Genomic DNA, 26,798 nt, shown 5'->3' with positions numbered 1-26,798 from the left:
GACAATGGCGCGCATGACGAGCGCGCCCGCCCTGAGCACCGACGTCCTCGTCGTCGGCGCCGGTCCCGCCGGTTCCGCGGCCGCCACGTGGGCGGCGCGGGCGGGGCTCGACGTGGTGCTGGCCGACGCGGCGGTGTTCCCGCGCGACAAGACGTGCGGCGACGGGCTGACGCCGCGGGCGATCGGGGAGCTGGAGCGGCTCGGGCTGCGCGACTGGGTGCGCTCGCACACCGTCAACCAGGGGCTGCGGGCGCACGGGTTCGGGCAGACGCTGCACCTGCCCTGGCCGGGCGGCAACCTGCCGGACTGGGGGAGCGCGATCGCGCGCACCGAGCTCGACGACCACCTGCGGACGACGGCGCTCAAGGCCGGCGCGACGCCGCTCGACGACGCCCGCGCGGTCGGCGTACGCAGGGACGGGGCGCGGATCGCTGCCGTCGTCCTCAAGGACGGCCGCGAGATCGGCTGCCGGCGGCTCGTCGTGGCCGACGGCGTGCGCTCGCCGCTCGGCAAGGTGCTGGGCGGGAGTGGCACCGCGACACCGTGTACGGCGTCGCCGGGCGCTCCTACGTGACCTCGACCCGTGCCGACGACCCCTGGATCAGCTCCCACCTCGAGCTGCGCGGCGAGGAGGGGGAGATCCTGTCGGGGTACGGCTGGATCTTCCCGCTCGGCGCCGGCACCGGCGAGGTCAACCTCGGTGCGGGAACCCTGGCGACCGCGAAGCGGCCCACCGACGTGGCGATCAAGCCGCTGATGAGGCTGTACGCCGACCGGCTGCGCGCCGAGTTCGGCCTCGGCGACGAGCTGCGGATGCCGACCTCGGCGCTGCTGCCGATGGGCGGCGCGGTGAGCAATGTCGCGGGCCGAACTGGGCGCTGATCGGCGACGCCGCGGCCTGCGTGAACCCGCTCAACGGCGAGGGCATCGACTACGGCCTGGAGACCGGGCGGGTGCTCGCCGAGCTGCTCGCCGAGGACGCCGACACCGACCTCGGCACGGTGTGGCCGCAGCTGCTGCGCGACCACTACGGCGAGTCGTTCTCCATCGCCCGCCGGCTGGCCGGCCTGGTCACCGTGCCCCGGCTGCTGCCCGCGCTCGGCCCGGTCGGCATGCGCTCGGACCTGCTGATGACCCTCGCCCTGCGCTGGATGGGCAACCTGGTCACCGACGAGGACCGTGACCGTGCCGCCCGGGTGTGGCGCTGGGCCGGCCGGCACTCCCTCGCCCGCGACGCCCGCCCGCCCTTCTCCTGACCCGTCCCCGGCACCCTTGAGTGTCCTGTCCGGCTGATTCGCCGCCATGTTCGGCAACCCTGGCACGCGCCTCGCGGCGTTGGCCGCGCTCGACAGACGACCCGGTATGCCCTCGCACGGCCGCCTTGCGATGCACGCACCAGGACCACCGACTACGTCAGCGCTTCAACCGGACAGGACACTAGGGTGGAGCCGGAGGGGACAGGAGGCGGTGATGGCGCAGCGGGTGCAGCGGTTGGCGGCGTACGCCGTGATCGTCCGCGGCGACCAGATCCTGTTGTCCCGGCTCGCGGAGCGGGTCACCCGGCGCGAGCTGTGGTCCCTGCCCGGAGGCGGGGTCGACCACGGGGAGGACCCGCGCGACGCGGTGGTCCGGGAGGTCTACGAGGAGACCGGCCTGCACGCCCAGGTCGGCGAGACCGCCCACGTGCACTCGCTCCACGTCGCCGACTCGTGGCGCCGCGGCCGGCGCGTCGACGCCCACTCGGTGCGGATCGTCTACGAGGGCTGGGTGCCGGCCGACGCGCCCGAGCCGCATGTCACCGAGGTCGACGGGTCGACCGCCGAGGCCGCCTGGAAGCCGATCGCGGCGGTGCTGGACGGCACCGTGCCGACGGTCAGCCTCGTGACCGAGGCGCTGGCGGCGTACGCCGTGCGGCAGCGCCAGCGCTCGGCCGCCTACGCGTACGTCGTGCAGGACGACGCCATCCTGCTGACCCGCACCTCCGACCTCGCGCCCGACCCCGGCACCTGGCACCTGCCCGGCGGCGGCATCGACCACGGCGAGTCGCCGCGCGACACCATCCGCCGCGAGCTGTGGGAGGAGTGCGGGCTCGAGGGCGAGGCCGACGAGCTGCTGACCGTGCTCGACCACCACTTCACCGGCACCGCCCCGAACGGCCGCGAGGAGGACTTCCACGCGATCGGGATCATCTACCGCGCCCACGTCGGACCGGGGGAGCCGCGGGTCGTCGAGGAGGACGGCACGACCGACGAGGTCGCCTGGGTGCCGCTGGCCGATGTCGCCGCCCGCAAGCTGAAGGTCTACGGATCGGTCCGCGCCGCCATCGAGGCGGCCGGCGATACCGTGTCGGCGTGACTGACCACGCGACGGAGACCGTCTTCACCTACGCCGCGCCCGCGCTCAAGTTCGGGCGGGGCGCCGCCGCCGAGGTCGGGTACGACGTCCGCGGCTGGGGCGCCCGACGGGCCCTGCTCGTCACCGACGCCGGCGTGGTGGCCGCCGGGCACGCCGAGACGGTCGCGGGGTCGCTGCGCGCCCACGGCGTCGAGGTCGTGACCTACGCCGGCGCCCGGGTCGAGCCGACCGACGCCTCGCTGGAGGAGGCGGTGGCGTTCGCCCGCGGCGAGGGGCCGTTCGACGCGGTGGTCGCCGTCGGCGGCGGCTCGTCGATCGACACCGGCAAGGCGGTCGCGCTGCTGGTGACCAACCCGGGCGAGCTGATGGACTACGTCAACGCCCCGATCGGCAAGGCGCGTGCGCCCGAGCAGCCGGTGCTGCCGCTGGCGGCCGTGCCGACCACGACGGGCACCGGCGCGGAGTCGACCACGATCTGCGTGATGGACGTGCTCGCCCTCGAGGTGAAGACCGGCATCAGCCACCCGGCCCTGCGGCCGCGGCTCGCGGTGGTGGACCCGGCCCTGTCCGCGACCCAGCCGCCGGGTGTGATCGCGGCGGCCGGGATGGACATCCTGTGCCACGCGCTGGAGAGCTACACCGCCCGCTGGTACGGCGAGTTCCCGGCCAAGAGCCCGGAGCAGCGGGTGCCCTACTGCGGCTCGAACCCGATCGCCGACCTCTGGTCGGAGCGTGCCATGGGGCTGCTGTCCGGCGCCTTCCGCGCCGCCGTACGCGAGGCGCGGGACGGCGCCGGCGGGACCGAGGCGGCCGAGCAGATGGCGCTCGCGGCGACCTTCGCCGGCCTCGGGTTCGGCAACGCCGGCGTGCACATCCCGCACGCCAACGCCTACCCGATCGCCGGGCGGGTGCGGGACTTCCGGCCGGCCGACTACCCGCAGGCCGAGCCGATGGTGCCGCACGGCATGGCCGTCGCGCTCACCGCGCCCGAGGCGTTCCGGTTCACCTTCGACGCCGCGCCCGAGCGGCACCTGCGGGCCGCGCGGCTGCTCGACCCGGCCGCCGCCGGCGACGGGCCGGACGTGCTGCCCGGCGTGATCGCCGCCCTGATGCGCGACATCGGGATCCCCAACGGCCTGGCCGAGGTCGGGTACGGCGCCGGCGACGTCGACGCACTCGTCGACGGTGCGCTGCAGCAGCAGCGGCTGCTGGCGACGGCGCCCAGGGACGTGACGGGGGAGGACCTGGCGGGGATCATGGCCGCCTCGCTGGAGCACTGGTGAGCGCGCGCCGCTGGTTCGCCGCCGCGGTCGCGGCGTACACCGCCGCGTGGGTCCTCGCCGCCGTCCTGCTGCCGGAGCGGGTGCCGGTGCACTTCGGCCTCTCCGGGGAGGTCGACCGCTGGGCCGGACGGACCGGTGCGCTGGTCGCCTTCGCCCTGATCGGCGCGGGCGTCGCCGCGCTGCTGTGGGGCGCCGCGGCGCTCGGCGACCGGGTGCCGCTGTCCCAGCTGAACACGCCGCGCAAGGACTGGTGGGCCGCCACGCCCGAGCGGGTGGCCGAGCTGCGCCGGCGCGGCCGGCGCGATCTCGAGGTCATCGGAGCCGCGACCATGGCACTGCTCACCGCTGTGCTGCTGGGCACGGTCCGGGCCGCGCGGGCCGAGACGCCCCGGCTGGGCGCCGTGTTCCTCGCGCTCGTCGCGGTCTACGTCGTGTTCGTGCTGGTGTGGGTGGTCCGGGCCCACCGCGACCGCCGGGCGGCCGGCGAGGACTGAGGCGCGACCGCTCCGACGCGAGGTGTCCGTCCCGGCCGTTCGGGGACGCGCGCATCTGGCCGCCGGGCTCTCCGCCCCGGGACCGTGGGGGAAACCCCGACGGAACTGTGGAGAACCCCATGACCCATCGTCTCGGCCGGCTCGCCGGAGCCGGGCTCGCCGCCCTGTGCGCCCTCAGCCTGACGCTCGCGTTGCCGCCGCATGCCACGCCGGCGGCGTCCGCCGCCTCGGGCGGCGGCACGCTCACCTACATCAAGGACCACGACGTGTGGATCGCGCGGGGAGACGGCACCGGCGCGCGTCCGCTGACGACCGACGGCAGCGCCGGGCTGCCGTACCGCGCGCCCAGCCAGTCCGACACCGGGATCGTCGCCGCGGTGCGGTACCAGAATCTGGTCGTGATGGACCAGCAGGGCCGGGTGCTGGCCGAGATCGACCCGCCGCGCCTGCCGAGCTCGCTCGGCGGCACCATGGACGGCAGCCCGGTCGACGCCGCCATCTCCCCGGACGGCGCCCTGATCGCCTACACCTTCGCCGAGCACTCCTGCACCAACGGCTGCGCCTGGCGCACCGCCACCGGATACGTCAGCACGACCGGCGCGGGCACGCCGGCGACGTACGGGACCTCGTTCTACGCCGACCCGTCCTGGGTCACCGGCCGGCGCACGCTGCAGAGCGGCGGCTACGGCCACCACGTGATGGTGCACGACATCGGGTCGCCGACCCAGCAGCACTGGTTCGACGACGGCGACATCTGGTACCCGAGCGAGGACTTCGGCAACGTCGAGGTCTCGCCCGACGGCACCCTGCTGGCCGGCGTCCGCGGGTACGGCGACGACCGCGACATCCTGACCTACCGGGTCGACGGGAACATCCGCTCGGGCACCCTGCCCGGCCTGCCGGCCGACGCCTGCCGCCTCGACGGCGAGGCGTCCGACAAGATCACCGACCCGACCTGGTCGCCCGACAGCACCACGCTCGCGTTCGGCGCCGCCGACGGCGTGTGGACCTTCGCGGACAACAAGCTCGGCTGCACCGGTGAGCTGCGGCTGCTGCTCCCCGGCGCCAGTGAGCCCGACTGGTCCGCGGCGCCGCTCAGCCCGCCCGCCCCGGCGGGCAGGGCGGCCCGGGCGGGCCGGCCGGCCCGCAGACGGGTGACGCCGCGGCGCTCACCGCCGTGAAGCCGCCGAAGGCACGGGGCACCGCCAAGGTCGGCACGGTCCTGCGCGCCACCACCGGCGCGTGGTCGGGGAGCGTCACGAAGGTCCGCTACCAGTGGCTGCGCAACGGCCGCCCGATCAAGAAGGCGACCAAGGCGCGCTACCGGGTCACGCGGGCCGACCGCGGGCGCCGGCTGTCCGTGCGCGTCACCGTGCAGGGCGGCGCGTCGACGGGCGTCTCGGTCAGCAAGGCGAAGAAGGTGCGCTGATCCGGCGCCGGGCGCGCGGGTCCGCCCGTCTACCATCGACGGGTGAACCCGCGCCACCGCCGCCTGATCATCCCGGCCGCGCTGGTGGCGCTCCTGCTCATCGTGATCGTGGCGGCCCTGGTCAAGTGAGCACGGTTCCCCTCAGCGACGCTCTGGTCCGGGTCCGCGCCGACCTGCTGGCCGACGACCGGCTGGTGCGTGCGGTCGCGTCGGGGCGCCGGCGCGCCGCCGTACCCCCGTGGCGGCGGGTCGAGCTGCGCTGGGTGGACCTCAAGGCCGGACGGCACCTCCAGGTCGTCCGGTACGACGCCACGCAGGCCCACACCGCCAACCACCTCCGCGGCGGGCCGGCCGAGGAGGCCGTCGACGCGCTGCTGGCCGAGGCGTTCGGCAACTGGACCGTCGAGACGACCGAGCGGCAGCTCAGCCTGCGGGTGACCAAGAGGGGCGATGCCGCCGTCCACACGAAGGCCCCGGCGGCGCAGGCCGCCGAGACGGCCGTCGACCGCGGCCACGACCGGGCCAAGGAGCGGCTGCTGCCGGAGGACGACCCGGTGTTCGCGGCGCTCGGGCTCGCCGACGCCCAGGGCCGGATCAAGCCGAGCCGGATGGCGAAGTACCGCCAGGTCGAGGACTTCCTGCGCGTCCTGGACCGCTCCGTCGCCGACGCCCGGGCCCGCGGCCACCTGCGCCGGCCGACCGAGGAGGACCCGCTGCGGATCGTCGACCTCGGCTGCGGCAACGGGTACCTCACCTTCGCCGCGCAGCGCTTCCTCAGCGAGCGCCGCGGGCTGCCGGTCCGGCTGACCGGCGTCGACGTCAAGGAGCAGTCCCGCGACCACAACGCCGCCGTCGCCGAGCGCCTGGGCATCGACGCCCGCTTCGTCGCCGGCACCATCGGCGGCGCGGAGCTCGAGCAGGCTCCGGACGTCGTGCTCGCGCTGCACGCCTGCGACACCGCCACCGACGACGCCCTCGCCCGCGCCGTCGGGTGGGAGGCTCCGCTGGTGCTCGCCGCGCCCTGCTGCCACCACGACATCGCGGCCCAGCTGCGCACGGCGACCGCCCCGGCGCCGTACTCCTCCCTGGTGCGCGACGGCATCCTGCGCGAGCGCTTCGCCGACACGCTCACCGACACGCTGCGTGCGCTGCTGCTGCGGCGGGCGGGCTACCGGGTCGACGTGATGGAGTTCGTCGACAGCCGGCACACGCCCCGCAACACGCTGCTGCGGGCGGTGCGGACGGGGGCCGCCGCCGACAGCGAGGAGTACGACGCGCTCGTCGCCGCGTGGGGCATCCACCCGCGGCTGGGGGAGCTGCTCGGGTGAGGCGGCTGCTCGCGGTCGTGCTGCTGCTGGCGCCGTTCGGGATCGGCCTCCTCACCCCCGGGGCGGCGGTCGAGCCGGTGCCGGGCGAGCCCGTCTTCCGCTTCACCGACCCGCGGATCACCGAGTCCAGCGGCCTGGTCGCGCGTGACGGCCTGGTCGTCACGGTCAACGACTCCGGCGACGCCAACCGGGTCTTCACCGTCGACCCCGCGACCGGCGACACCGTCGGCGTCACCCGCTGGCAGGGCCAGGCCCGCGACATCGAGGCGCTCGCGCCCGCCGGCGACGGCGAGGTCTGGGTGGGCGACATCGGCGACAACGCCGCCGCCCGTGACCACGTCGTGGTGGCCCGGGTGCCGTTCGGGCGGGGCGACCGCGAGGTCACCGCCCCGACGTACGACCTGGTCTACCCCGACGGGCCGCACGACGCCGAGACGCTGCTCGCCGACCCGGCGACCGGCCGGCTCTACGTCGTCGCCAAGGAGTTCATCGGCCGCCTGTACGCCGCACCCGAGCGGCTCGACCCCGACGGCCCCAACGAGCTGAGCGTCGTCGACGAGGTGCTCGGCGTCGCCACCGACGGCGCCTTCCTCCCCGACGGCGAGCGCCTGGTGCTGCGCAACTACGGGCAGGCCGCCGTCTACACCTGGCCCGGCCTGGACCGGGTCGCCCAGGTCGACCTCCCGCGCCAGCAGCAGGGCGAGGGGATCGCGGTCGCCGAGGACGGCACGGTGCTGATCAGCTCGGAGGGCGAGGGCAGCGAGGTGCTGCGCGTCGAGCTGCCCGTCGACGAGCTGCCCGCCGGCGAGTCGCCGACAGCGTCCCCGACAGCGTCCCCGACAGCGTCGCCGGCGCCGTCCGCGGGGGACGACGACCGGTCTCCCGTGCACCTCGACGACGAGCGGTCCCTGTGGCCGTGGGCGATCGGCGGGGTGGCCGGCGTCGTCATCGTGGTCGTGCTGCTGCGCTCGCTGCGTCCCCGGGACTGAAACCGCTCCCGCAGGGCACCTGACGTCCGTGGCCCGGCTCCGTCGTACCTCACCCGACGAGCCGGGCTGGACCCGGCGCCGAGCCGGGCGCGGGTTCGTCCATCTCGGCACCGACGACCGCCCGCTGCCCCCGAGGACGCCGCCCGCTGCCGGGCGCTGGTGATCCCGCCGGCCTGGACCGAGGTGTGGATCTGCCCGCGGCCCAACGGCCACCTGCAGGCGGTCGGGATCGACGCGGCCGGGCGCCGGCAGTACCTCTACCACCCGGACTGGGTCGCCCGGCGCGCGGAGGAGAAGCACGCCCGGGTGGTGCGGCTGGGCCGCCGGCTGCCGCGGATCCGGGAGGCGGTCCTCGCCGATCTCGACGCCGACGACCTCGGCGCCCGGGCGACCTGCGCCCTGGCGGTCCGGCTGATCGACCTCGGCTGCTTCCGCGTCGGCAACGACGTGTACGCCGAGGAGTACGGCTCCTTCGGGCTCACCACCCTCGAGCGTCAGCACGTGCGCCGGTCCGGGGAGGTGCTGGTCTTCGCGTTCACCGGCAAGTCCGGGATCGAGCACCACGTCGAGATCGACGACGAGCTCGCGGTCCGCGCGCTCGACCGGCGCCGGCGCCGCCGCCGGGCCGACCCGCGGCTGCTCGACGTGTCCGGGACCGACGTCAACGACTACCTGCGCGACGTGAGCGGGCTCGACGCCACCGCCAAGGACTTCCGCACCTGGCACGGCACCGTGCTGGCCGCCGCGGCCCTCGCCGAGGCGCCCGGGCCGGAGGCCACGAAGACCGCCCGGAAGCGGGCGGTCGCCGCCGCGATGCGCGAGGTCGCCGAGTTCCTCGGCAACACGCCCGCGCTCGCGCGCTCGGCGTACGTCGACCCACGGGTGGTCGACGCCTACGAGGAGGGCCGCACGATCCGGGCCGCCGCCCGGCGCCGGTACGACGACGCGGACGCGCGCCGCGCCGCGCTCGAGCGGGCGACGCTGCGGCTCGTCGGGGGTCGGTGACACCATCGGTCCGCGACCGAGCACGAGCTCACCGCCGCGCGGTGGCGCTGGGCGGCGTACCGTCGAGTGACGAGGAGGCCGGCATGGAGATCGAGGTCGTCGAGGGCGACATCACCGCGCAGGACGTGGCGGCCGTGGTCAACGCGGCCAACCGTGCGATGCGCGGAGGGGCGGGGGTGGACGGCGCCATCCACCGGGCGGGCGGGCCGGAGGTGCTGGAGGACTGCCGGCGCCGCTTCCCGCGCGGCCTGGCCACCGGCGACGCCGGGTGGACCACGGCGGGGCGGATGTCGGCCCGGTGGGTGATCCACGTCGTCGGGCCCAACCGCCACCGCGGCGAGACCGACCGGTCGCTGCTGACCTCGTGCTACCGCCGCGCGCTGGAGGTCGCCGACGAGCTCGGCGCCCGCTCGGTGGCGTTCCCGCTGATCAGCGCCGGCGCCTACGGCTGGCCCAAGGACGACGCCGTCGACGCGGCCCTGGAGACCCTGCGCGCGACGCCGACCGGGGTCGAGGTGGCGCGGATGGTGGCGTTCGGCCGGTCGGCGTACGAGCTCATCGCCGGCCGCCTGTAGCCCGCGATCCCCGCAACCGCGCGACCCGGGACCCGGGACCCGGTCCCGATTCCGCGGCGCGGTCGTCACCCGTCGTACCGGTGGTCGTTGGTCCGCTACCGACCCGCCGAGAGGAGACGACCGATGCCGCTGGAGCTCACCGCCGCAGCACTGCTGCTGGCGCTCGCCCTCCTCTGCGCGGGCTGGCTGGCCCGCTCGCGCGGCGCGGCCGACCCGATGCCGGGCAGGGGGCCGGACATCGAGGAGTGGCGGTCCGCGGCCCTGCGGCACTTCCAGGAGCACCGCGACCTCGAGCGCACCGTCGCCGCGGCCCTGGCGACCCCGGGCGCCGTGCGCGGCCCGGCCCGGACCGAGCTGCTGGTCGCGCTCGGGGCGAGCCGGGTCGACATCTACGCCTGAGCTTGCGATTAAAGCTCGACTCCGAGGTTTAATCGCAAGCTCAGAGGTGACAGGCGCGGCCTGTAACGGATCCAGCTCTTTCGACGCTGTGAGGGGAGAAGGGTGCCCCGGCACCGAGCGTCGAGTAGTGAGGAGCCCGCGTGCGCCGGGTGGACCGTCCGACACCGCTGCCCGACGGGGCCAAGCTCCTCCACATCGGTCCCCCAAGACGGGTACGTCGGCCCTCCAGGCCGCCTTCCACGCCGCGCGCGAGAGCCTCGAGGCCCAGGGCGTCCACTACGTGAGCCGGAGCGCGAACCCCCTCGGGCTGGCCCGCTCCGTCGCGCTGGGCCGGCTCGCGTCGGCGCCCCCGAGGTACCAGCGGCGCTGGGACCAGGTCTCCCGCGCCTTCCGGTCCAGCCCCGCCCGCCACGCGATCCTGTCCAGCGAGGGGTTCTGCGCCGCCTCCGCCGAGACCGCCGCGGACATCGCCACGGCGCTGGGCCCGGACGTCCACGTCCTCATCACCCTGCGGCCGATGACCGGCCTGCTGCCGTCGATCTGGCAGCAGATCACCCGCGAGGGCAACACCGACGGCTACCTCTCCTGGCTCGAGGACGTCCTGCCCGCCACCGGCCCCGGGCACGCGATGATGCGCGACTTCGACCCGGCCCACCTGCTGTCCGTGTGGGGGAGCGCCTTCGGCGAGGACCGGGTGATCTTCCTGTGCGGCGATCCCCGCGACCGGACCGCGCACCTCGACGCGACGAGCGAGCTGCTGGGCGCTCCCGGGGCGCTGACCCTGCAGCCGGTGCGCAACGCCTCCCCCTCCTTCGCGGAGATCGAGGTGCTCCGGCACGCCAACCTCGCCCGCGCCGCCGCCGGCGCGGTCGCCTCGGCCGGGCCCTGGCAGAAGGTGATGCGCAAGGCGGGACGCGAGCTCGGGGACCACCCCACCACGAGCGGCGGTGAGCGGGTCCGGCTGCCCCGGTGGGCCGTGGAGCGGTCGAACGAGAGGACCCGGAGGGCCGTCGCGGCCCTGGCGGCGTCCGACGCGCTGGTCGTCGGCGACCCGGAGCACCTGCTCGCCGACCCCCAGCGGTACGACGCCGCGGTGGCCGTGCCCACCCACGTCTCCGTCGCCGTGGCCGGGCACGTCGCCGACGTCGTCGCGCGGCAGGCCGTCGCGGAGTTCGGCGAGCCTGCGGCGCGGCGGATCCGCGGGCTCGAGTCGAGGGCGGCGCTGGTGCAGGACGCACCCGCCGCCCCGGACGGCGTACCCGCGCGGGAGGTCGTCAGCACACTGGTGCGCAGGGTGGTGCGTCGTGGCTGAGCGCCTCCCCGGCCCGCTGCCCCCCGGGTCGCGCGTCCTCCACATCGGCCTGCCCAAGACCGGGACCTCCGCGCTGCAGGCGTCGATCCACGCGGCCCGCGACGAGCTGGCCCGGGCGGGTGTCGACTACGTCAGCAAGGGCGCCAACCCGCTGTCCGCCGCCCGGTTCGCCGCCGGCGCTCCCGGACACCGCCGGCCGGGCGTCGGCCGCCGCTGGAACCGGCTCGCCGAGGACTTCCGGACCTCCACCGCGCGTTGCGTCCTGCTCTCGAGCGAGGGCTTCAGCGGGGCCACGCCGGACCGCATCGACGCCATCGCCGAGCAGCTCGGGCCCGAGGTCACCGTCGTCGTGACCCTGCGCCCGGTCGCCGAGATCCTGCCGTCCAGCTGGCAGCAGGCGCTGCGCCGCGGCGGCGCCGAGCCCCTGGAGACCTGGCTGGAGGGGGTGCTGGAGCCGGGCCACCCCCACCACGAGGCGATGCGCCGCTACGCACCGGAGACCATCCTCGCCGAGTGGGGCAGCCGGTTCGGCGAGGAGCGGCTGGTGTTCGTGTGCGGCGACAAGACGGACCGGATGCTCAACCACCGTGTCTTCGAGAGCCTCTTGGGGATCGACGGCGTGCTGGAGCTCCAGCCGGTGCTCAACGCGTCGCCGCCGTACGCCGAGGTCGAGATGCTGCGGCACTTCAACCTGTCCCACGGGCGCGGCGGCCCCGACGCGGAGCTGTGGACCCGGGTGATGCGCCAGGTCGGCCGGCGGATGGGTGACGCGCCGCCGAGCGGGGTCGGGCAGGAGCGGGTGCGGGTGCCGCGCTGGGCGGCCGAGCGGTGCAACGAGCAGGCGCGGAGGTCCATCGCCGCGCTGGAGGCCTCGGCGGCCACGGTCGTGGGCGACCCGACCCACCTGCTGGTGGACCCGCGGGACCACCCGGTCGAGGTCGCCGCCCCTGTCGAGGTCACGATGCAGTCCGCCGGCTGGTTCACCGACATCGTCGCCCGGCTGGCCGTCGACGAGCTGGCCGCGCGCACCCGGCAGCGGATCCAGCGGCTGGAGGCCCGGATCGCCCGCCTCGAGCAGGCCCGCCGGCCCGAGGCGGTCCTCGACGGCGCCTCGACCCAGGACCTGCTCCGGGCGCTCGGCCGCCGCGCCCGCAGCAGGCTCGGTCGTCGGAGCTGACCAATGCGCCTGTGGACGATGTCCTGACGTTGTCTCGCCGCCGGGAGGAGGCGGCACCTTCCGTGCACCACCATCGCGGTACATCATGGAAGGAGCACCGATGTGGTCCATGTCCGAGGAGTCACGATGTCCAGATGCCCAAGCGGGTCCGGGTGCCCGACGTGATGGTGGTGACCGAGCGTCCCTCCGGCAAGATCACCGACCAGGTGCCGGTCGTCGTCGCGGAGGTGCTCTCCCGCGACACCCGGTCGATCGATCTCGTCGACAAGTGGGAGGAGTACGCCGCCTTCGGCATCGCGCAGTACTGGGTGCTCGACCCCGAGCGCCGTACCCTCCGGCTGCTCCGGCTGGTCGACGGCGCCTGGGAGGAGACGCACCTGCTCGATTCCGACAACGACACTGCCGTGGTCACCGTCGGCGACCACGGCAGCGTGCAGCTGGACCTCGGGGAGATCCTCGGCGGCTGAGAGGGATCAGAGGCGCTCGACGACGTACTCGATCGACCTCGTCAGCGCCTCGACGTCGGCGGGGTCGACGGCGGGGTACATCGCGATCCGGAGCTGGTTGCGGCCGAGCTTGCGGTACGGCTCGGTGTCGACGATGCCGTTGGCGCGCAAGACCTTCGCCACCTCAGCGGCGTCCAGCCGAGACTCGAAGTCGATGGTGCCGATGACCAGCGAGCGGTGGCTCGGGTCCGCGACATAGGGCGTCGTGTACGACGTGCGCTCGGCCCAGCCGTAGAGCGCGTCCGACGAGGCGGTGGTCCGCTCGACCATGCCCTTGAGGCCGCCCTGGCTGTTCATCCAGTCCAGCTGCTCGGCCATGAGGAACAGCGTGGCGACCGAGGGGGTGTTGTAGGTCTGGTTCTTCGCCGAGTTGTCGATCGCGGTCGGCAGGTCGAAGAACGCCGGGATGTGCCGCTCGCTCGCCGCGATCCGGGCCGCGCGGTCGAGCGCGGCCGGCGACATGAGCGCGATCCACAGGCCGCCGTCGGAGGCGAAGCACTTCTGCGGGGCGAAGTAGTAGACGTCGGCCTCGGTCAGGTCGACCGGCAGGCCGCCCGCGCCCGACGTGGCGTCGACGAGCACGAGCGCCCCCTCGTCGGCGCCCTCGGGCCGCACGACCGGCGCCATCACGGCGGTCGAGGTCTCGTTGTGCGCCCAGGCGTAGGCGTCGACGCCGGCCTCGGCGACCGCCTCGGGCCGCGAGCCCGGGTCGCTCTTGACGACGCTCGGGGCGTCCAGCCACGGCGCGAGCTCCGCGGCCTTCGCGAACTTGCTCGAGAACTCGCCGAAGGACAGGTGCTGCGACTTCTGCTCGATCAGGCCGTGGGTCGCGATGTCCCAGAACGCCGTCGCGCCGCCGTTGCCGAGCACCACCTGGTAGCCGTCGGGCAGCTCGAACAGCGCCGCGAGTCCCTCCCGGACCCGGCCCACCGTGTTCTTCACCGGCGCCTGCCGGTGCGACGTGCCCATCAGGGTGTCGCCGGTCGCGGCCAGCGCGTCGAGGTGGCTGGTCTGGATCTTCGACGGGCCCGCGCCGAAGCGGCCGTCGGCGGGCTTGAGCTCTGCAGGGATCTGGATGTCGGTCACGTGGTCAACCTTCGCATCGTGGGCGAGTGAGGGGCGGCTGACGACGCTGTCAGAGATGAGCCCATTGTGACAGGCCGGTCACGGCCGTGTTCCATCCATTTCGCCAGGGGAGACCCGTCCGGCCCGGTCGCCGCCGGATCAGGCCACGTCGCGCCGCCGGACCAGCACGACGCTGACGACCACCGCGAGCACGACGTACACCGCGACGGTGAGGGCCGCCCGGTCGCCGGGGACGGTGTCGAGGACGCCGGGAGTGCCGTCGCCGTCGCCGGTGCCGACGATCGAGCCGATCAGCGAGCCGGCGGAGGTGCCGGGCAGCACCTCGGTGAGCGACTCCACCCAGCCGAGCAGCTGGCCGACGCCGCGGAGCAGGTTCTCGACGACGAGGGCCCAGACCAGGCCGAGGCCGACCGAGAGGGCCGGGCCGCGGGCGATCGTGCCGAGGGCGAAGCCGAGCACCGCCCACATCTCCAGCACCAGGAAGCCGGCGCCGAACGCCTCGGCGACCGATCCGAGCGACGGCATCACGACGTCCTGGCCCTCGGTCGCCGTGATGACCAGCGAGACCCCCATGTCGAAGGCGAGGGTGACGACCAGGGTGGCGAGGACGAAGACGGTCAGCGCGGCGGCGGAGCCGACCACGGCCGGCGTACGACGCACGCCCTGGGAGAACACCGTCTTCCAGGTGCCCCAGCCGTAGCCGTTCCCGGCGACCAGGGCGCCGAGCACCATCATCAGCGCGCCGCCGAACATCGGCATGCCCTGGAGGAACACGTCCGGCACGGCGGCGGGCATCAGCTGCGCGAGCTGCTGGGCCTGCGTGGTGCCCTCGTCGGCGAAGGTCGGGGTGCCGCTGGTGTAGGAGAGGTAGGTGAACAGGTAGCCGAACATCAGGCTCAGCAGCAGCCACGCGCCGAGCGTGATCCACACGGCCGGCCAGGCGCGCAGCCGCATCAGCTCGGCGCGCGTGCTGCGGGTGGTCGCGGTCAGGGTGCTCATGACGTCATCTCCTTCGGGCGGAGGTCATCTCGAAGAAGACCTCCTCGAGGCTGCGCTCGGCAGCGGTGATCTCGTGGACGTCGACGCCGGCGCCGACCAGTTCGCGGGCGACCCGCGGGGCGTCGTCCGGCGGCAGGGTGAGCAGCAGGGCGCCGTCGTCGGTACGACGGACGCCGTCGTCGCCGGCCAGCCGCATCGCGACGGCCAGGGCGTCGGCCTCGGGGGTCGCCCGCAGCCGGATCGAGACGCCGCCCCGCAGTTCCGCGACGCCCCCCTCGCGGAGCAGCCGGCCCTGGTGGATGATGCCGACCCGGTCGCAGATCTCCTGCACCTCGGCGAGCAGATGGCTGGAGAGCAGCACGGTCTGCCCGCCCCGGGCCAGGTCGACCACGAGCGCCCGCATGTCGGCCATGCCGGCGGGGTCGAGGCCGTTGGTCGGCTCGTCGAGGACGATCAGGTCCGGGTCGCCCATCAGGGCGGCCGCGACGCCGAGGCGCTGCTTCATGCCGAGCGAGTAGCCCTTGAACCTGTCGTCGCCGCGGTCGGCGAGGTCGACCCGCTCCAGCACCCGCTCGACCTCGGCGTCGGCGAAGCCGCGGTACCGGGCCAGGGTGCGCAGGTTCGCGCGGCCGGAGAGATAGGGGAAGAAGCCGGGACCCTCGATCAGCGCGCCGACGGGCGAGATCGCGCTCGCCGTACCGGACGTCGGCCGGATCAGGCCCAGCAGCATGCGCAGCGTGGTGGTCTTCCCGGCGCCGTTCGGTCCCAGGAAGCCGTACACCTCGCCACGACGGACGGTCATGCTCACCTGGTCCACGGCGACGCGGTCGCCGTACACCTTGGTGAGGCTCTCGGTGGAGGCCACCGTGGTTGCCTGTGCGTTCATGGCGCCCACCCTCGTCGCGCCAGGCCCCGGACGCGTCCGCCGGGACGCGGCTCCGGCGTACGCAGGACTGCGTACGCACGAGGCTCCCGCCGTCGTACGCCGCCCGGCTCGGGCTCGCCTAGGTTCGGGGCCATGGACACGAACATGTGGCTGGCCAAGCGCTGGTGGCTGATCCCGGTCGCCGTGATCATCACCGCCGGATCGGTGGCGGTGACCCTCGGCCACGACGGGCAGTACGACGCCGGCTTCTTCGAGCGGGTGCCCGCCGTGGTGCTGGCCGCGCTCGCCGCGGTCTCGCTGCTCACCCTCGACCGGTGGCCGCCGATGCTGGTCGCGACCGGCGCGCTGAGCGGCGGCTACTTCGCCCTCGGCGGCGAGAACGGACCGATCTTCTTCGCGCTCATCGTGGCGTCCTTCGTGCTCGCCACCCGGCGGCCGTTCCGCTCCTGGCTCCCGCTGCTGGCGGTGGCCGCGGTGCTGCTCTGGGCGGGCCTGCTCGTCCGCGGCCTGCGCTGGGACGACCTCGCCGTCGGCGCCTGGCAGTCGGTCGGCATCGGCGCGCTGGTGTCGTCGGCGATCGCGATCGGCACCGTGCTGCGCCAGGGCAGGGCCGCGTGGGTGGACCGCACCGCACGGGCCGCCACCGAGGAGCAGCTGCGGATGGCGCAGGACCTGCACGACGGCGTCGGCCACGGCCTGGCCGTGATCGCCATGCAAGCCGGCGTCGCGCTGCACGTCCTGGACCGGGACCCGGGCGCCGCGCGGACCAGCCTCGAGGCGATCCGCACGACCAGCCGCGAGGCGCTCGACGCGCTGCGCGCCGAGCTGGCGACGATCGCCGGCGAGCCCGCCCCGCGCCGCCCCGCCTCGGGTGTCGAGGCGATCCCGGCGCTGGTGGAGCGGGTGCGCTCGGCCGGGCTGCGGCTGGAGGTGATCGGCGAGCCCGGCGAGCTCACGCCGCAGGTCGGCGAGGCGGCGTACGCCGTGCTGCAGGAGGCGCTGACCAACGTGCTCCGGCACGCGGCGGCCGGCACCGCCACCATCGCGTGGGAGCGCGGCTCCGACACGGTCGCGCTGCGGGTCTCCGACGACGGGCGCGGCGGCGCGGTGCAGGATGAGGGCATGGGCATCGGCGGCATGCGCTCCCGGGTCGAGGCGCTCGGCGGCACCTTCCGGGCCGGCCCGCTGGACCACGGCGGGTTCGAGGTCACGGCGGTGTTGCCCCGATGAGCACCCCCATCCGGGTCGCGCTCGTCGACGACCAGCCGCTGGTCCGGATGGGCCTGGCCACCCTGGTCGCCGCCGAGCCGGACCTCGAGCTCGCCGGCGAGGCGGGAGACGGGCGCGAGGGGCTGGCGCTGCTGCGTCGTACGACGCCCGACGTGGTGCTCTGCGACATCCGGATGCCCGTCCTCGACGGCCTCGGCATGCTCGCCGCGGTCGCCGCGGACCCCGCGCTGGCCGGGGTGAAGGTGGTGATGCTGACGACCTTCGAGCTCGACGAGTACGTCTTCGAGGCGCTCCGCAACGGCGCCAGCGGGTTCCTGCTCAAGGACGCCGAGCCGACGGCGATCCTCGACGCGGTCCGGGTCGTCGCCGACGGCGGCTCCCTGCTCGCCCCCTCCGTCACCCGCACCGTGATCGACCACTTCGGCGCCAGCCGCCCCGAGCGCCCGCACCCGCGGCTCGGCGACCTCACCGAGCGGGAGAGCGAGATCCTCGGCTGGGTGGCGACCGGGCGCTCCAACGCGGAGATCGCGGCCGAGCTGGTCGTCAGCCCGGACACCGTCCGCACCCACGTCAGCCGGGCGATGGTGAAGCTGCAGGCGCGGGACCGCGCGCAGTTGGTGGTGTTCGCCATCGAGTCCGGGCTGCGACGTCCGCAGGAACGCTGAGCCCGGGCAGGTTGTCGCTCGCCGGGACGGCGTCGTCGACGACCCGGCACACCGGCAGGTGGCCGCCCCACACGCCCGCCACCACGTCCTCCGGCTCGTCGACCGGACCGCCGGCACGAGCCTTCATCGACGCCTCGTGGAGCGGTACGGCGAGCACGGCGGTCGCCGCCAGCTCCTTGCGGCTGCTGGGGCGCAGGGTGGCGGCGCGGCCCGGGATCATGTGGTCGACGATCAGGTCGAGGGCGTGCCGGTGCTCGTCGGCGTCGTCGACGAGGCGCGCGCGGCCGATGACGACGGCGGAGCGGTAGTTCATCGAGTGATGGAAGGCGGAGCGGCCGGCGACCAGGCCGTCCAGCTCGGTGACGGTGACGCACACGGTCGCGCCTTCGGAGGAGCGCAGCCAGGTGGCCGCCACGGAGCCGTGGACGTAGAGCGTGCCGCCCTCGTCGGGGCCGCCCGGGTCGACCGCGTAGGCGGTCGGCAGCACGACCGGGTGGTCGCCGACCGTGACGCCGAGGTGGGCGACCAGGCCGTCCGCGAGGAGGGCGAGCAGCGCGGCGCGGTCCGGCACCGCCCGATTCCTGCCGCGGCGGATCCGGGTGCGGTCGGTGGGCTCCAGGGCGACGTTCATGGCACCATCGTGGGCGACAAGTGGCCTGCACGCACGGGCCAGTTCCCAACGACTTCGACAGGCCAATCAGATGCTTCCGGTCCGTCTCGACCGCGCCGACCCGCGCCCGCTCGGGACCCAGCTCGCCGACCAGGTCCGCCGGCTCGTCCTCGACGGCGCCCTGGCCCGCGCCGACCGGATGCCGGCGACCCGCCGCCTCGCGGCCGACCTCGGCGTCTCGCGGTCGGTGGTCGAGCAGGCCTTCGACCAGCTGCTGGCCGAAGGCTGGCTCGAGGCGCGGCAGGGCGCGGGACCTGGGTCGCCGGCGGCACGGCCGGCCATCGCGCGACGCCGGCCCGGCGGCGTACGCCGGTCGAGGAGCGGGACCTGGTCATGCTCGACGCGGGCACGCCCTGGATCGACCCGCGGCATGCCGCGGTCTGGCGCCGGGCCTGGCGCGAGGTGTCGACGGCCACGCCGCCGCGCGGGTACGACGACCCGCGCGGCCTGCCCGACCTGCGGGCGCTGCTCGCCGAGCGGCTCGGCCGCACCCGCGGACTGGCCGTCGGGCCCGACGAGGTGCGGGTCACCGGCGGCACCGGCGCCGGGCTGCGGCACCTGCTGGCCGTGCTGCCGCGCGAGCCGGTCGCGGTCGAGGACCCCGGCTACCGGGCCGCGGTCGCGACCATCCGGGAGTCGGGCCGGGACGTGCGCGACCTGCCCGCGCTGGACCCGGTCACCGACCTCGGCGGCTGCGCGGCGGCGTACGTCACCCCGGCGCACCAGCACCCGCTCGGCCGGGTGCTGCCCGCCGCCGACCGGCTCACCCTGCTGGAGACCGCGCGCCGCGACGGGGCGCTGGTGGTCGAGGACGACTACGACTCCGAGTTCCGCTACGACGTCGCGCCGGTGCCCGCGCTCGCCTCGCTCGACCGCGGCCGGGTCGCCTACCTCGGCACCGCGTCCAAGGCGATCCTGCCGTCCCTGCGGCTGGGCTGGGCGGTGCTGCCCGACCGCCTCCTCGACGCCTACGACGCCCACCGCGAGCTGACCCACGACGCGCCGGCGTGGCCGGTGCAGCGGGCGCTGGTGACTCTGCTCCGCGACGGGTACGTCGACGCGGTGGTCCGCTCGGCGCGTCGGGTCTACGCCGAGCGGGCGCCGCGGGTCGTCGCCGCCCTCGAGCCGTACGCCGAGCTGGCCGGCCCGGTCGCCGGCATGTACTCCACCTGGCTGCTGCCCCACGCCCGTGCGGTCCGGGTGCGCGCCGCGGCCGAGGCGGCGGGGTTCCGGGTCAACCTGCTGCGCGACTACTGCCGCACGGCCCGGCTCAGCGGCCTGGTCGTCGGCTTCGGCGGCCCCACCGACGCCGAGCTGGACCGGGCGCTGGACGTGCTGGCGGCGGCGCTCAGCGCGCCGCGCCCGCGCCGGAGTCCGAGTCCGCGCCGATCCTGACCGGGCGGCCCGCGACGTACCCGGCGCTGGCCTGGACGACGCCGAGCCCGACGAGCAGGGCGCAGGGGAGGGCCCAGCTGCCGCTGGCGTCGTGGAGCACGCCGACGAGGAACGGCCCGCCGGCGGCGAGGAGGTAGCCGACGCTCTGGGCCATCGTCGAGAGCGAGGCGGTGTCGGCGGTCGAGGTCGTGCGCAGCGCGAAGAACGACAGGGTGACCGGGAAGACCGCGCCGCCGGCGCCGAGCAGGGCGGCCCACAGCCAGGCGCCGCCGGCCGGCGCGAGCCACAGGCCCGCCCAGCCGCCGGCGGTGACGAGGGTGAGGGCGAGGACCAGGTGCCCCTGGTGGCGCAGCCGGCCGGCCAGGCTCGGCGCGAGGAAGAAGAACGGGACGCCGATGGCGATGCTCACCGCCAGCAGCAGGCCGGCCGCCGCGTCGCTGAACCCCGCGTCGGCGTACAGGCTCGGGAGCCAGCTCATCATCACGTAGGCGTACAGGGACTGGGTGCCGAAGAGGAGCGTCACCGCCCACGCGGTGGGGCTGCGCCACAGCGACGCGCCGCGCGGGCGGGAGCGCTGCGGGTCGCGCCGGCGGCAGTACGGCGCCCAGGCGAGCGCCGCGGCGACGGCGACCAGCGCCCAGGCGCCGAGCCCCACCCGCCAGCTGCCGCCCGCGTCGGCGATCGGCACCGTCACGGCCGCGCCCGCCGCCGAGCCGAGGGAGAGCACGGCGGTGTAGGCGCCGGTCATCATGCCGATCCGCTCGGGGAAGTGCTCCTTGACGATCGCGGGGATCAGCACATTGGCGAGCGCGATGCCGGCGCAGGCGACGGCGGTGCCGGCGATGAGCGCCGGGGTCCCGTCGAGGACGCGCAGCACGAGGCCGAGCGCGAGCAGCCCGAGCGCCGCCTCCAGGCCGCGGTCGACCCCGACCAGCCGGGTCAGCGCCATCGCGGTGGCGCCCACGACGGCGAAGCAGAGCACGGGCAGCGAGGTGAGCAGCCCCTGGGTGGCGGCGGAGACGCCGAGGTCGCCGAGGTGGTCGAGCAGGGCGCCGAGGGAGGTGATGGCCAGGCGCAGGTTGAAGGCGACCAGCAGGACCGCGACGGTCAGCCCGAGGCCGCCACGGGCACGCGCGGGTGCTGCGGCGCCGGGTGCGACGGCATCATGGACGGAGGTGGCCATGCCGCCTAGGATAGACAGACATCCGATCATTGGACGAATGGAACCTCCTCATGCCGCTCGCCCCCGCCACGCCCGCCTCGCTGGTCGACCAGGCCATCGCCGGCATGCGCGCACTGCTGGACAGCGGTGAGTGGGAGGTCGGCACCCGGATCCCGCCCGAGCCCGCCCTCGCCGCCGAGCTGGGCGTCAGCCGCAACACCGTGCGCGAGGCGGTCCGGGCGCTCGCCCACCTCGGCCTGCTGCAGGTCCGCCGCGGCGACGGCACCTACGTCGCCGCCACCACCGAGATGCAGGCGCTGATGCGCAAGCAGCTCGACCGGGTCGACGTCATCCACCTGCTGGAGGTGCGCCACGCGATCGAGGTCCGGGCCGCGGCGCTGGCCGCGGAGCGTCGTACCGACGACGATCTGGCCGCCCTCGACGCGATCATGGCCCGCCGTCACGCGGCGATCCGGGACGGGGACGGCCCCGCCTTCGTGGACGTCGACGTCGACTTCCACTGCGCCGTCGTGGCGGCGGCCCACAACCCGCTGCTCGTCGAGCTGTACGACGGCCTGGTCGAGACCCTGCGCGCCAGCATCGACGGCGCCGCCGACGTGCTCGCCGACGTGCTCGCCGCGGAGCACGACGCGGTGCTGGCGGCGGTCCGCGCCGGCGACCCCGTGGCCGCGGCCGCGGCCGCCGCGGAGCTGCTCGACCACGTCGTGACCTGATCAGCGCCGGGCGAGCTGGCCGCCGAGGATGGCGGCGAGGGCGAGCCCGAAGCCGGCCAGCTGCACGGGGCCCAGGGCCTGGCCGAGGAGCAGCCAGCCGAGCCCGGCGGCCACGACCGGGGAGAGCAGGCCGAGCAGCGCCGTGGCGACGACCGGCAGCGAGCCCAGGCCGCGGAACCACAGCAGGTACGCCGCCAGCCCGCCGACCGCGCCGAGCCACAGGTAGCCGCCGGCCGCGGCGCCGTCGATCGCCGGTGGCGCGCCCTCGACGAGGAAGGTCGTGGGCAGCAGCACGACCCCGCCGGCCGTGAGGAGCCAGCTCACCAGCACGCCGGAGCCCACGCCCTCCGGTCGCCCCCAGCGCCGGGTGAGCACCACGCCCGCCGCCATCGACAGGGCACCGCCGAGGCCGGCGAGGAGGCCGACCGGGTCGAGGCGTGCGTCGGGACCGAGCACCACCAGGGCGACGCCGCCGGCGCCGGCCACGGCCCAGCCGACCCGCGCCGCCGTCGGCCGCTCGCGGAGCAGGGGCAGGGCGAGCCCGATCACCAGCAGGGGCTGGACCGCGCCCACCGTCGCGGCCACACCGCCCGGCAGCCGCTCCGCCGCCACGAAGAGCAGCGGGAAGAAGAGGCCGATGTTGAGGGCGCCGAGGGCCAGCGACCGCCACCACCACACGCCGGTCGGCAGCCGCCGCAGCACGAGCAGGAGCAGCAGACCGGCCGGCAGCGCGCGCAGCAGGCCCGCGAACAGCGGGTGCCCGGGCGGCAGCAGCTCGGTCGTGACGAGGTAGGTCGTGCCCCAGACGGCCGGGGCGAGCGCGGTCAACGCGGTGATGCCGGCGGTGCCGGCGGTGCTGGTGGCCGGGCCGGTGCCCGGAGCTCGAGCGTGGTGGTCATGCATCCAGGGTCCGCCGATCAGATCAATGAGTCCAACACATGCTTTTCATCTGATTGATCGTGAATCAAGATGAATGGATGGAGCTGCAGCAGATGAGGTACGTCGTGGCGATCGCCGAGCACGGGAGCTTCACCCGCGCGGCGGAGAGCTGCTTCGTCGTGCAGTCGGCGCTGAGCCACCAGGTGGCGCGCCTGGAGCAGGAGCTCGGCGTACGGCTGTTCCACCGGACCAGTCGCCAGGTCCGGCTCAGCCCGGCGGGCCAGGCCTTCCTCCCGGTCGCGCGGCAGTGCCTCGACGCAGCGGACCGGGCCCGCGCGGAGGTGGCGGCCGCGACCGGGGAGGTCCGGGGACCGCTGTCGATCGGGGTGATCCCGACGGTCGCCGCGGTCGACGTACCGGAGGCGCTGCGGACCTTCCGCGAGCGGTACCCGCAGGTGCAGGTCCGGCTCACCAGCGGCAACAGCGACACCCACGTGCAGCAGGTTGCCGACGGGGTGCTGGACCTCGCCTTCCTCGGCCTGCCGGAGGGGTGGGAGGTCGACGGCGTCGCGGGCCGCAGGCTGTCCCGCGACCACCACCGTGCCGTGATGGCGCCCGGTCACCCGCTCGCCGGGCGCTCCCGGCTGACCCTCGAGCGGCTCGCCGGGGAGACCTTCGTCGACTTCCCCGCCGGGACCACCGGGCGGCTCCAGGCCGACGGCGCCTTCGCGGACGCCGGGCTCCGCCGCGAGGTGAGCTTCGAGACCACCGACATGCTGCTGATGGGGCGGATCCTGCGCGCCGGGCTGGCCGTCGCCCTGCTCGCCTCGGCTTTCGTCGACCAGCTGCCCGGGCTGGTCGACGTCCCCGTCACCCGGGCGCCGGTCCGCACCGAGCACGTCGTGTGGAGCAGGTTCGGCCCCTCCCCGGCCGCCGCCGCCCTGCTGGAGCAGCTCGGCATCGCGCTCTGAGCGGCGCTGGCTCGGCGCTGGCTCGGCGCTGCCGGGACCTCGCGCTGTAACACGTTGTTGGCCCGTCTACCCGCCTCATGCCTGCTGTAGCCGCCCCGCACAGACCCGATTCTGCGATGTCTTGCGGCTGGGAGAGGGGCGAACAACGTGTTACAGCGCGCGACAGGCACCCCGCCGGAACAGCCGCCGGGAGGCACGGGTGGCGGTCGTGCGCGGCTCAGTCCGCCCAGGCGGGGTTCCAGCCCTCGATCTCGCTGGCGGGCCGGGTCGAGGGGCCGGTGTAGATGGCGGACGGGCGGATCAGGCGGCCGGTCGTCTTCTGCTCCAGGATGTGGGCCGACCAGCCGCCGGTGCGGGCGCAGGTGAACATCGAGGTGAACATGTTCGCCGGGACGTCGGCGAAGTCGAGCACGATCGCCGCCCAGAACTCGACATTGGTCTCCAGCACCCGGTCCGGGCGGCGCTCGCGCAGCTCGGCGAGGGCGGCCTGCTCGAGCGCCTCGGCGACCTCGTAGCGCGGGGCGCCGAGCTCGCGGGCGGTGCGGCGCAGCACCCGGGCGCGCGGGTCCTCGGCGCGGTAGACGCGGTGGCCGAAGCCCATCAGCCGCTCGCCGGAGTCGAGCAGGCCCTTGACGTACGCACGGGCGTCGCCGGACCTCTCGACCTCCTCGATCATGCCCAGCACCCGCGAGGGCGCGCCGCCGTGCAGCGGGCCGCTCATCGCGCCGATGGCGCCGGAGAAGGCCGCCGCGACGTCGGCGCCGGTCGAGGTGATGACCCGGGCGGTGAAGGTGGAGGCGTTCATGCCGTGCTCGGCGGCGGAGGACCAGTACGCGTCGATCGCGTGCGCGTGCTTGGGATCCGCCTCGCCGCGCCAGCGGATGAGGAACTTCTCGGCCAGGGTCGTGCCCTCGTCGACCGTCTTCTGGGGTACGACGGGCAGGTGGATGTCGCGGGCCGACTGGCCGGCGTACGACAGCACCATCACGGCGACCCGGGCGAGATCCTCACGCGCCTGCTCGTCGCTGATGTCATAGGTCTGGCCGAAGCCGAAGGCGGGCGCGAGCATCGCGATCGCGGCCTGCACGTCGACCCGGACGTCGCCGGTGTGGACCGGGAGGCTGAACGCCTCGGCCGGCGGCAGCCCCGGCGTGAAGGAGCCGTCGATGAGCAGGCCCCAGACGTTCTCGAAGGGGACCCGGCCGGCCAGGTCCTCGATGTCGACGCCGCGGTAGCGCAGCGCCGAGCCCTCCTTGTCGGGCTCCGCGATCTGGGTCTCGAAGGCGATGACGCCCTCCAGTCCGTGGTGTACCTCGGGCATCGGCGACTCCTTCGAGCGATACGGGCGAGCCGTCCGTCACCGGGCGGCCCGCGGGCCACCCGGCATTCTGCCCCACGGCCCGTCGCACCCGGTCCCTAAGGTGGGTCCATGGCCGACCCGACCGCACGACCCGACCCCGAGCTGCTGGCCGCGCTGCGCAGGGAGTACGGCGACGCCGGACTCGCCGAGGACGACGTCGACCCGGACCCGTGGGCGCTGTGGCGGCGCTGGTTCGACGAGGTCGCCGCTGCCGGTGTGCACGAGCCGAACGCGATGGTCGTGGCGACCGTCGACCCCGACGGCGCACCGTCGGCGCGGATGGTGCTGCTCAAGGGCGTCGCCGCCGAGCGGCCCGACGACGGGTTCACCTTCTTCACCAACACCGGCTCCCGCAAGGGCCGCGCGCTGGACCGCGAGCCACGCTGCGCGCTGCTGTTCCCGTGGCACCCGCTGGAGCGGCAGGTGCGGGTGGAGGGCACCGCCCACCCGCTCGCGCCGGAGCAGGTCGCGGCGTACTTCGCCTCCCGTCCGCGCGGCGCCCAGGTCGGTGCCTGGGCCTCGCCGCAGTCGGCCGTGGTCGCCGGGCGGGCCGAGCTCGACCGGCGCTACCGCGAGGCCGAGGAGCGCTTCGCCGGCGGCGACGTGCCCGTGCCCCCGGCCTGGGGCGGGTACCGCGTCCAGCCCGCGTCCTTCGAGTTCTGGCAGGGCCGGCCGGGCCGGATGCACGACCGGCTGCGCTACCTGCGGACGTCCGCCGGCTGGGAGGTCGCCAGGCTCGCGCCGTGAGGCGCGCTGTCGGGCGGTCCGCCGTCGGACGGCCGGTCGGACTGCTGGACCACGGTGTAGACGACGCCGAGCAGCACCAGCACCGCCAGCACGGCCACCAGGATCAGCGTCTCGCGCCGGTCGGCCCCGGCCGGACCGCGCATGGGGCGGGGTCGACAGCAGGCTCGACAGCGGGCTCGGGAGCGGGTACGGCGACGGCCGGCTCGAGCCGCCTCCCGTGCCCGGCGGACCGGCGACGCCTGCTGCGCCGGCGCCGGCGGACGGTCCGGTCGCCGAGGCCGGGCACGGCGCCGTCGAGCGGCTCGAAGCGGGGGACCTCGTGGCTGGTCGCCACGACCCGCCGGAACGCCTCGTGCTCATCGAGGGGCTCCGGCTCCGCATCCGCGGCCGGGTCGGTCAGCGGGTCGAACCGGGGACCTCGCGTGGGGGTTCAGCAGCGACCGGAACGCGGCGTGCTCCTGCTCCCGCTCCTCGGCGCGCGGGAGGTCGGCGGGAGCCAGGTCGGCTGGCGGCTCGGTCGGCTCGGGCTCGTCGGCAGGCACGGAGTCATCCTCGCGGATGCCGGGAGTCGAGGTGCAGGCGGGCGCGCACCTCGGCGGCGATCGTCTCGACGGCCGGCTCCAGCGCGATCGTGGCGGCGATCCGCTCCGCGGCGGTCCGGTACGACGGCTGGTCGAGCACCCGGCGCAGCGCGTCGGCGAGCCCGCCGGGCCGGCGTACCCGGACCGCGACGCCGGCGTCGGTCAGGCGCACGGCGTGGTCGAACTGGTCGTAGTCGACCGGCCACACCACCGCCGGCAGGCCCGCGGCGAGGGTGTGGCCGAGCACCCCGGCGCCGCCGTGGTGGACGACCGCGTCGAACCGGGGCAGGTCGCGGGCGTAGTCGACGTACTCGTGCACCACCACGCCCGGCGCCCGGAGCGGAGGCGCCGGTGCGGCGCCGCCGAGGCTGACGTGCACGTCGACGTCCGGGAGCCGGGCGGCCGCCGCGGCGGCACGGGCGACGAGATCGGCCTTGTGCCAGGGCAGATGCGTGCCGGCGGTGACCAGCACCGAGCGCCGCCCGGGGTCGAGCACCGGCGCCGCGACCGGTGACGGCGGGGTGTGCAGCACCGGGCCGACGTACCGCACCGCGGCAGGCAGCGCCCGCGGGTACTCGATC

31 protein-coding genes and 1 pseudogene are annotated in these 26,798 nt (G+C 75.3%); 23 read left to right on the top strand and 9 right to left on the bottom strand.

Annotated elements, in window-relative coordinates; genetic code table 11:
- Positions 1-13 precede the first annotated feature (13 nt).
- From FIV44_RS33145 to FIV44_RS10485, 16 genes are all read left to right on the top strand, one after another.
- Positions 14-574 (top strand): NAD(P)/FAD-dependent oxidoreductase, encoded by a 561-nt coding sequence (locus FIV44_RS33145; RefSeq protein WP_281285824.1) that lies wholly within the window; start codon positions 14-16, stop codon positions 572-574.
- Positions 571-882, top strand: a complete 312-nt coding sequence (locus FIV44_RS33140) for a geranylgeranyl reductase family protein (protein WP_281285823.1) — start codon at positions 571-573, stop codon at positions 880-882. The genes FIV44_RS33145 and FIV44_RS33140 overlap by 4 nt, the downstream gene beginning before the upstream one ends.
- Before the next feature lie 20 nt (positions 883-902).
- Positions 903-1,256, top strand: coding sequence for a hypothetical protein (locus FIV44_RS33135; protein ID WP_281285822.1), 354 nt, complete (start codon positions 903-905; stop codon positions 1,254-1,256).
- A gap of 214 nt (positions 1,257-1,470) precedes the next feature.
- The gene (locus FIV44_RS10545; RefSeq protein WP_141004402.1) at positions 1,471-2,355 is read left to right on the top strand and encodes an NUDIX domain-containing protein; all 885 of its coding nucleotides are present in this window, start codon (positions 1,471-1,473) and stop codon (positions 2,353-2,355) included.
- Entirely contained in the window at positions 2,352-3,638 is a 1,287-nt protein-coding gene (locus FIV44_RS10540) for a hydroxyacid-oxoacid transhydrogenase (protein WP_141004401.1), read from the top strand. The genes FIV44_RS10545 and FIV44_RS10540 overlap by 4 nt, the downstream gene beginning before the upstream one ends.
- Positions 3,635-4,132 (top strand): DUF1648 domain-containing protein, encoded by a 498-nt coding sequence (locus tag FIV44_RS10535; protein ID WP_181411103.1) that lies wholly within the window; start codon positions 3,635-3,637, stop codon positions 4,130-4,132. The genes FIV44_RS10540 and FIV44_RS10535 overlap by 4 nt, the downstream gene beginning before the upstream one ends.
- A 119-nt stretch (positions 4,133-4,251) precedes the next feature.
- Positions 4,252-5,313, top strand: a complete 1,062-nt coding sequence (locus FIV44_RS10530) for a WD40 repeat domain-containing protein (protein WP_141004400.1) — start codon at positions 4,252-4,254, stop codon at positions 5,311-5,313.
- Positions 5,310-5,561 (top strand): hypothetical protein, encoded by a 252-nt coding sequence (locus FIV44_RS10525; RefSeq protein WP_141004399.1) that lies wholly within the window; start codon positions 5,310-5,312, stop codon positions 5,559-5,561. Before FIV44_RS10530 ends, FIV44_RS10525 begins: the two co-directional genes overlap by 4 nt.
- 125 nt (positions 5,562-5,686) lie before the next feature.
- Positions 5,687-6,889 carry a class I SAM-dependent methyltransferase gene (locus FIV44_RS10520; protein WP_141004398.1) on the top strand — a complete coding sequence of 401 codons (1,203 nt, stop codon included), beginning with the start codon at positions 5,687-5,689 and terminating at the stop codon, positions 6,887-6,889.
- On the top strand, positions 6,886-7,878 hold the full coding sequence (locus FIV44_RS10515; RefSeq protein ID WP_141004397.1) for an esterase-like activity of phytase family protein: 993 nt from the start codon (positions 6,886-6,888) through the stop codon (positions 7,876-7,878). Before FIV44_RS10520 ends, FIV44_RS10515 begins: the two co-directional genes overlap by 4 nt.
- Positions 7,879-8,037: 159 nt before the next feature.
- Complete coding sequence (locus tag FIV44_RS10510; RefSeq protein ID WP_246086910.1) at positions 8,038-8,883, top strand: DNA topoisomerase IB; 846 nt, start codon at positions 8,038-8,040, stop codon at positions 8,881-8,883.
- An 83-nt stretch (positions 8,884-8,966) separates the two neighbouring features.
- On the top strand, positions 8,967-9,458 hold the full coding sequence (locus tag FIV44_RS10505; protein WP_141004396.1) for a macro domain-containing protein: 492 nt from the start codon (positions 8,967-8,969) through the stop codon (positions 9,456-9,458).
- A 123-nt stretch (positions 9,459-9,581) separates the two neighbouring features.
- A complete protein-coding gene (locus FIV44_RS10500; protein ID WP_141004395.1) occupies positions 9,582-9,857 on the top strand; it encodes a hypothetical protein in 276 nt (91 codons plus the stop codon).
- A 280-nt stretch (positions 9,858-10,137) separates the two neighbouring features.
- Positions 10,138-11,169, top strand: coding sequence for a hypothetical protein (locus FIV44_RS10495; RefSeq protein WP_141004394.1), 1,032 nt, complete (start codon positions 10,138-10,140; stop codon positions 11,167-11,169).
- Positions 11,162-12,346, top strand: coding sequence for a hypothetical protein (locus FIV44_RS10490; RefSeq protein WP_141004393.1), 1,185 nt, complete (start codon positions 11,162-11,164; stop codon positions 12,344-12,346). Before FIV44_RS10495 ends, FIV44_RS10490 begins: the two co-directional genes overlap by 8 nt.
- Positions 12,347-12,357: 11 nt before the next feature.
- Complete coding sequence (locus tag FIV44_RS10485; protein WP_342778890.1) at positions 12,358-12,813, top strand: Uma2 family endonuclease; 456 nt, start codon at positions 12,358-12,360, stop codon at positions 12,811-12,813.
- Positions 12,814-12,819: 6 nt separating this feature from the next.
- Here the strand turns inward: FIV44_RS10485 and serC are convergent, their stop codons facing one another.
- The 3 genes from serC to FIV44_RS10470 all read right to left on the bottom strand — a co-directional run bounded on the left by serC (position 12,820) and on the right by FIV44_RS10470 (position 15,823).
- Positions 12,820-13,938: a phosphoserine transaminase gene (gene serC, locus FIV44_RS10480; protein WP_141004391.1), complete on the bottom strand. Its 1,119-nt coding sequence runs from the start codon at positions 13,936-13,938 to the stop codon at positions 12,820-12,822.
- 138 nt (positions 13,939-14,076) lie between these two features.
- The gene (locus FIV44_RS10475) at positions 14,077-14,937 is read right to left on the bottom strand and encodes an ABC transporter permease (RefSeq protein ID WP_141004390.1); all 861 of its coding nucleotides are present in this window, start codon (positions 14,935-14,937) and stop codon (positions 14,077-14,079) included.
- A gap of 4 nt (positions 14,938-14,941) precedes the next feature.
- Positions 14,942-15,823, bottom strand: a complete 882-nt coding sequence (locus tag FIV44_RS10470) for an ABC transporter ATP-binding protein (protein ID WP_141004389.1) — start codon at positions 15,821-15,823, stop codon at positions 14,942-14,944.
- A gap of 132 nt (positions 15,824-15,955) precedes the next feature.
- On the opposite strand from FIV44_RS10470, the gene FIV44_RS10465 reads away from it, so the two are divergent.
- Both FIV44_RS10465 and FIV44_RS10460 read left to right on the top strand, forming a co-directional pair.
- Complete coding sequence (locus tag FIV44_RS10465) at positions 15,956-17,053, top strand: sensor histidine kinase (RefSeq protein ID WP_141004388.1); 1,098 nt, start codon at positions 15,956-15,958, stop codon at positions 17,051-17,053.
- The gene (locus tag FIV44_RS10460) at positions 17,050-17,718 is read left to right on the top strand and encodes a response regulator (RefSeq protein ID WP_141004387.1); all 669 of its coding nucleotides are present in this window, start codon (positions 17,050-17,052) and stop codon (positions 17,716-17,718) included. The genes FIV44_RS10465 and FIV44_RS10460 overlap by 4 nt, the downstream gene beginning before the upstream one ends.
- On the opposite strand, the gene FIV44_RS10455 is transcribed toward FIV44_RS10460, so the two are convergent.
- Complete coding sequence (locus tag FIV44_RS10455) at positions 17,624-18,349, bottom strand: pyridoxamine 5'-phosphate oxidase family protein (protein WP_141004386.1); 726 nt, start codon at positions 18,347-18,349, stop codon at positions 17,624-17,626. The two genes, FIV44_RS10460 and FIV44_RS10455, sit on opposite strands and share 95 nt — an antisense overlap.
- On the opposite strand from FIV44_RS10455, the pseudogene FIV44_RS32060 reads away from it, so the two are divergent.
- Together FIV44_RS32060 and FIV44_RS10450 are read left to right on the top strand one after the other, a co-directional pair.
- A pseudogene (locus FIV44_RS32060) lies at positions 18,348-18,581 on the top strand (hypothetical protein); the annotation flags it as partial. The gene FIV44_RS10455 and the pseudogene FIV44_RS32060 overlap by 2 nt on opposite strands.
- A gap of 140 nt (positions 18,582-18,721) precedes the next feature.
- A complete protein-coding gene (locus FIV44_RS10450) occupies positions 18,722-19,783 on the top strand; it encodes an aminotransferase-like domain-containing protein (protein ID WP_246086909.1) in 1,062 nt (353 codons plus the stop codon).
- On the opposite strand, the gene FIV44_RS10445 is transcribed toward FIV44_RS10450, so the two are convergent.
- A complete protein-coding gene (locus FIV44_RS10445; RefSeq protein WP_181411102.1) occupies positions 19,737-20,966 on the bottom strand; it encodes a CynX/NimT family MFS transporter in 1,230 nt (409 codons plus the stop codon). The genes FIV44_RS10450 and FIV44_RS10445 overlap by 47 nt on opposite strands.
- A 50-nt stretch (positions 20,967-21,016) precedes the next feature.
- Here FIV44_RS10445 and FIV44_RS10440 point away from each other — a divergent pair, with 50 nt between their 5' ends.
- Positions 21,017-21,679 (top strand): FadR/GntR family transcriptional regulator, encoded by a 663-nt coding sequence (locus FIV44_RS10440; protein WP_141004384.1) that lies wholly within the window; start codon positions 21,017-21,019, stop codon positions 21,677-21,679.
- On the opposite strand, the gene FIV44_RS10435 is transcribed toward FIV44_RS10440, so the two are convergent.
- Positions 21,680-22,582, bottom strand: a complete 903-nt coding sequence (locus FIV44_RS10435; protein WP_141004383.1) for an EamA family transporter — start codon at positions 22,580-22,582, stop codon at positions 21,680-21,682.
- Positions 22,583-22,656: 74 nt separating this feature from the next.
- Between FIV44_RS10435 and FIV44_RS10430 the strand changes: the two genes are divergently transcribed.
- Positions 22,657-23,529: a LysR substrate-binding domain-containing protein gene (locus FIV44_RS10430; RefSeq protein WP_141004382.1), complete on the top strand. Its 873-nt coding sequence runs from the start codon at positions 22,657-22,659 to the stop codon at positions 23,527-23,529.
- A 217-nt stretch (positions 23,530-23,746) separates the two neighbouring features.
- Here the strand turns inward: FIV44_RS10430 and FIV44_RS10425 are convergent, their stop codons facing one another.
- Positions 23,747-24,850: a citrate synthase 2 gene (locus FIV44_RS10425; RefSeq protein ID WP_141004381.1), complete on the bottom strand. Its 1,104-nt coding sequence runs from the start codon at positions 24,848-24,850 to the stop codon at positions 23,747-23,749.
- 108 nt (positions 24,851-24,958) lie between these two features.
- Between FIV44_RS10425 and pdxH the strand changes: the two genes are divergently transcribed.
- A complete protein-coding gene (gene pdxH / locus FIV44_RS10420; RefSeq protein ID WP_141004380.1) occupies positions 24,959-25,636 on the top strand; it encodes a pyridoxamine 5'-phosphate oxidase in 678 nt (225 codons plus the stop codon).
- Here pdxH and FIV44_RS10415 read toward each other — a convergent pair.
- Both FIV44_RS10415 and FIV44_RS30395 read right to left on the bottom strand, forming a co-directional pair.
- The gene (locus FIV44_RS10415; protein WP_141004379.1) at positions 25,588-25,779 is read right to left on the bottom strand and encodes a hypothetical protein; all 192 of its coding nucleotides are present in this window, start codon (positions 25,777-25,779) and stop codon (positions 25,588-25,590) included. The two genes, pdxH and FIV44_RS10415, sit on opposite strands and share 49 nt — an antisense overlap.
- Positions 25,780-26,182: 403 nt before the next feature.
- On the bottom strand, positions 26,183-26,767 hold the full coding sequence (locus tag FIV44_RS30395; RefSeq protein WP_181411101.1) for a glycosyltransferase: 585 nt from the start codon (positions 26,765-26,767) through the stop codon (positions 26,183-26,185).
- Positions 26,768-26,798 lie beyond the last annotated feature (31 nt).

Source organism: Nocardioides humi, assembly GCF_006494775.1.
GTDB classification, from domain to species: Bacteria; Actinomycetota; Actinomycetes; order Propionibacteriales; family Nocardioidaceae; genus Nocardioides; species Nocardioides humi.
This window is presented reverse-complemented; position numbering and strand designations above follow the sequence as displayed.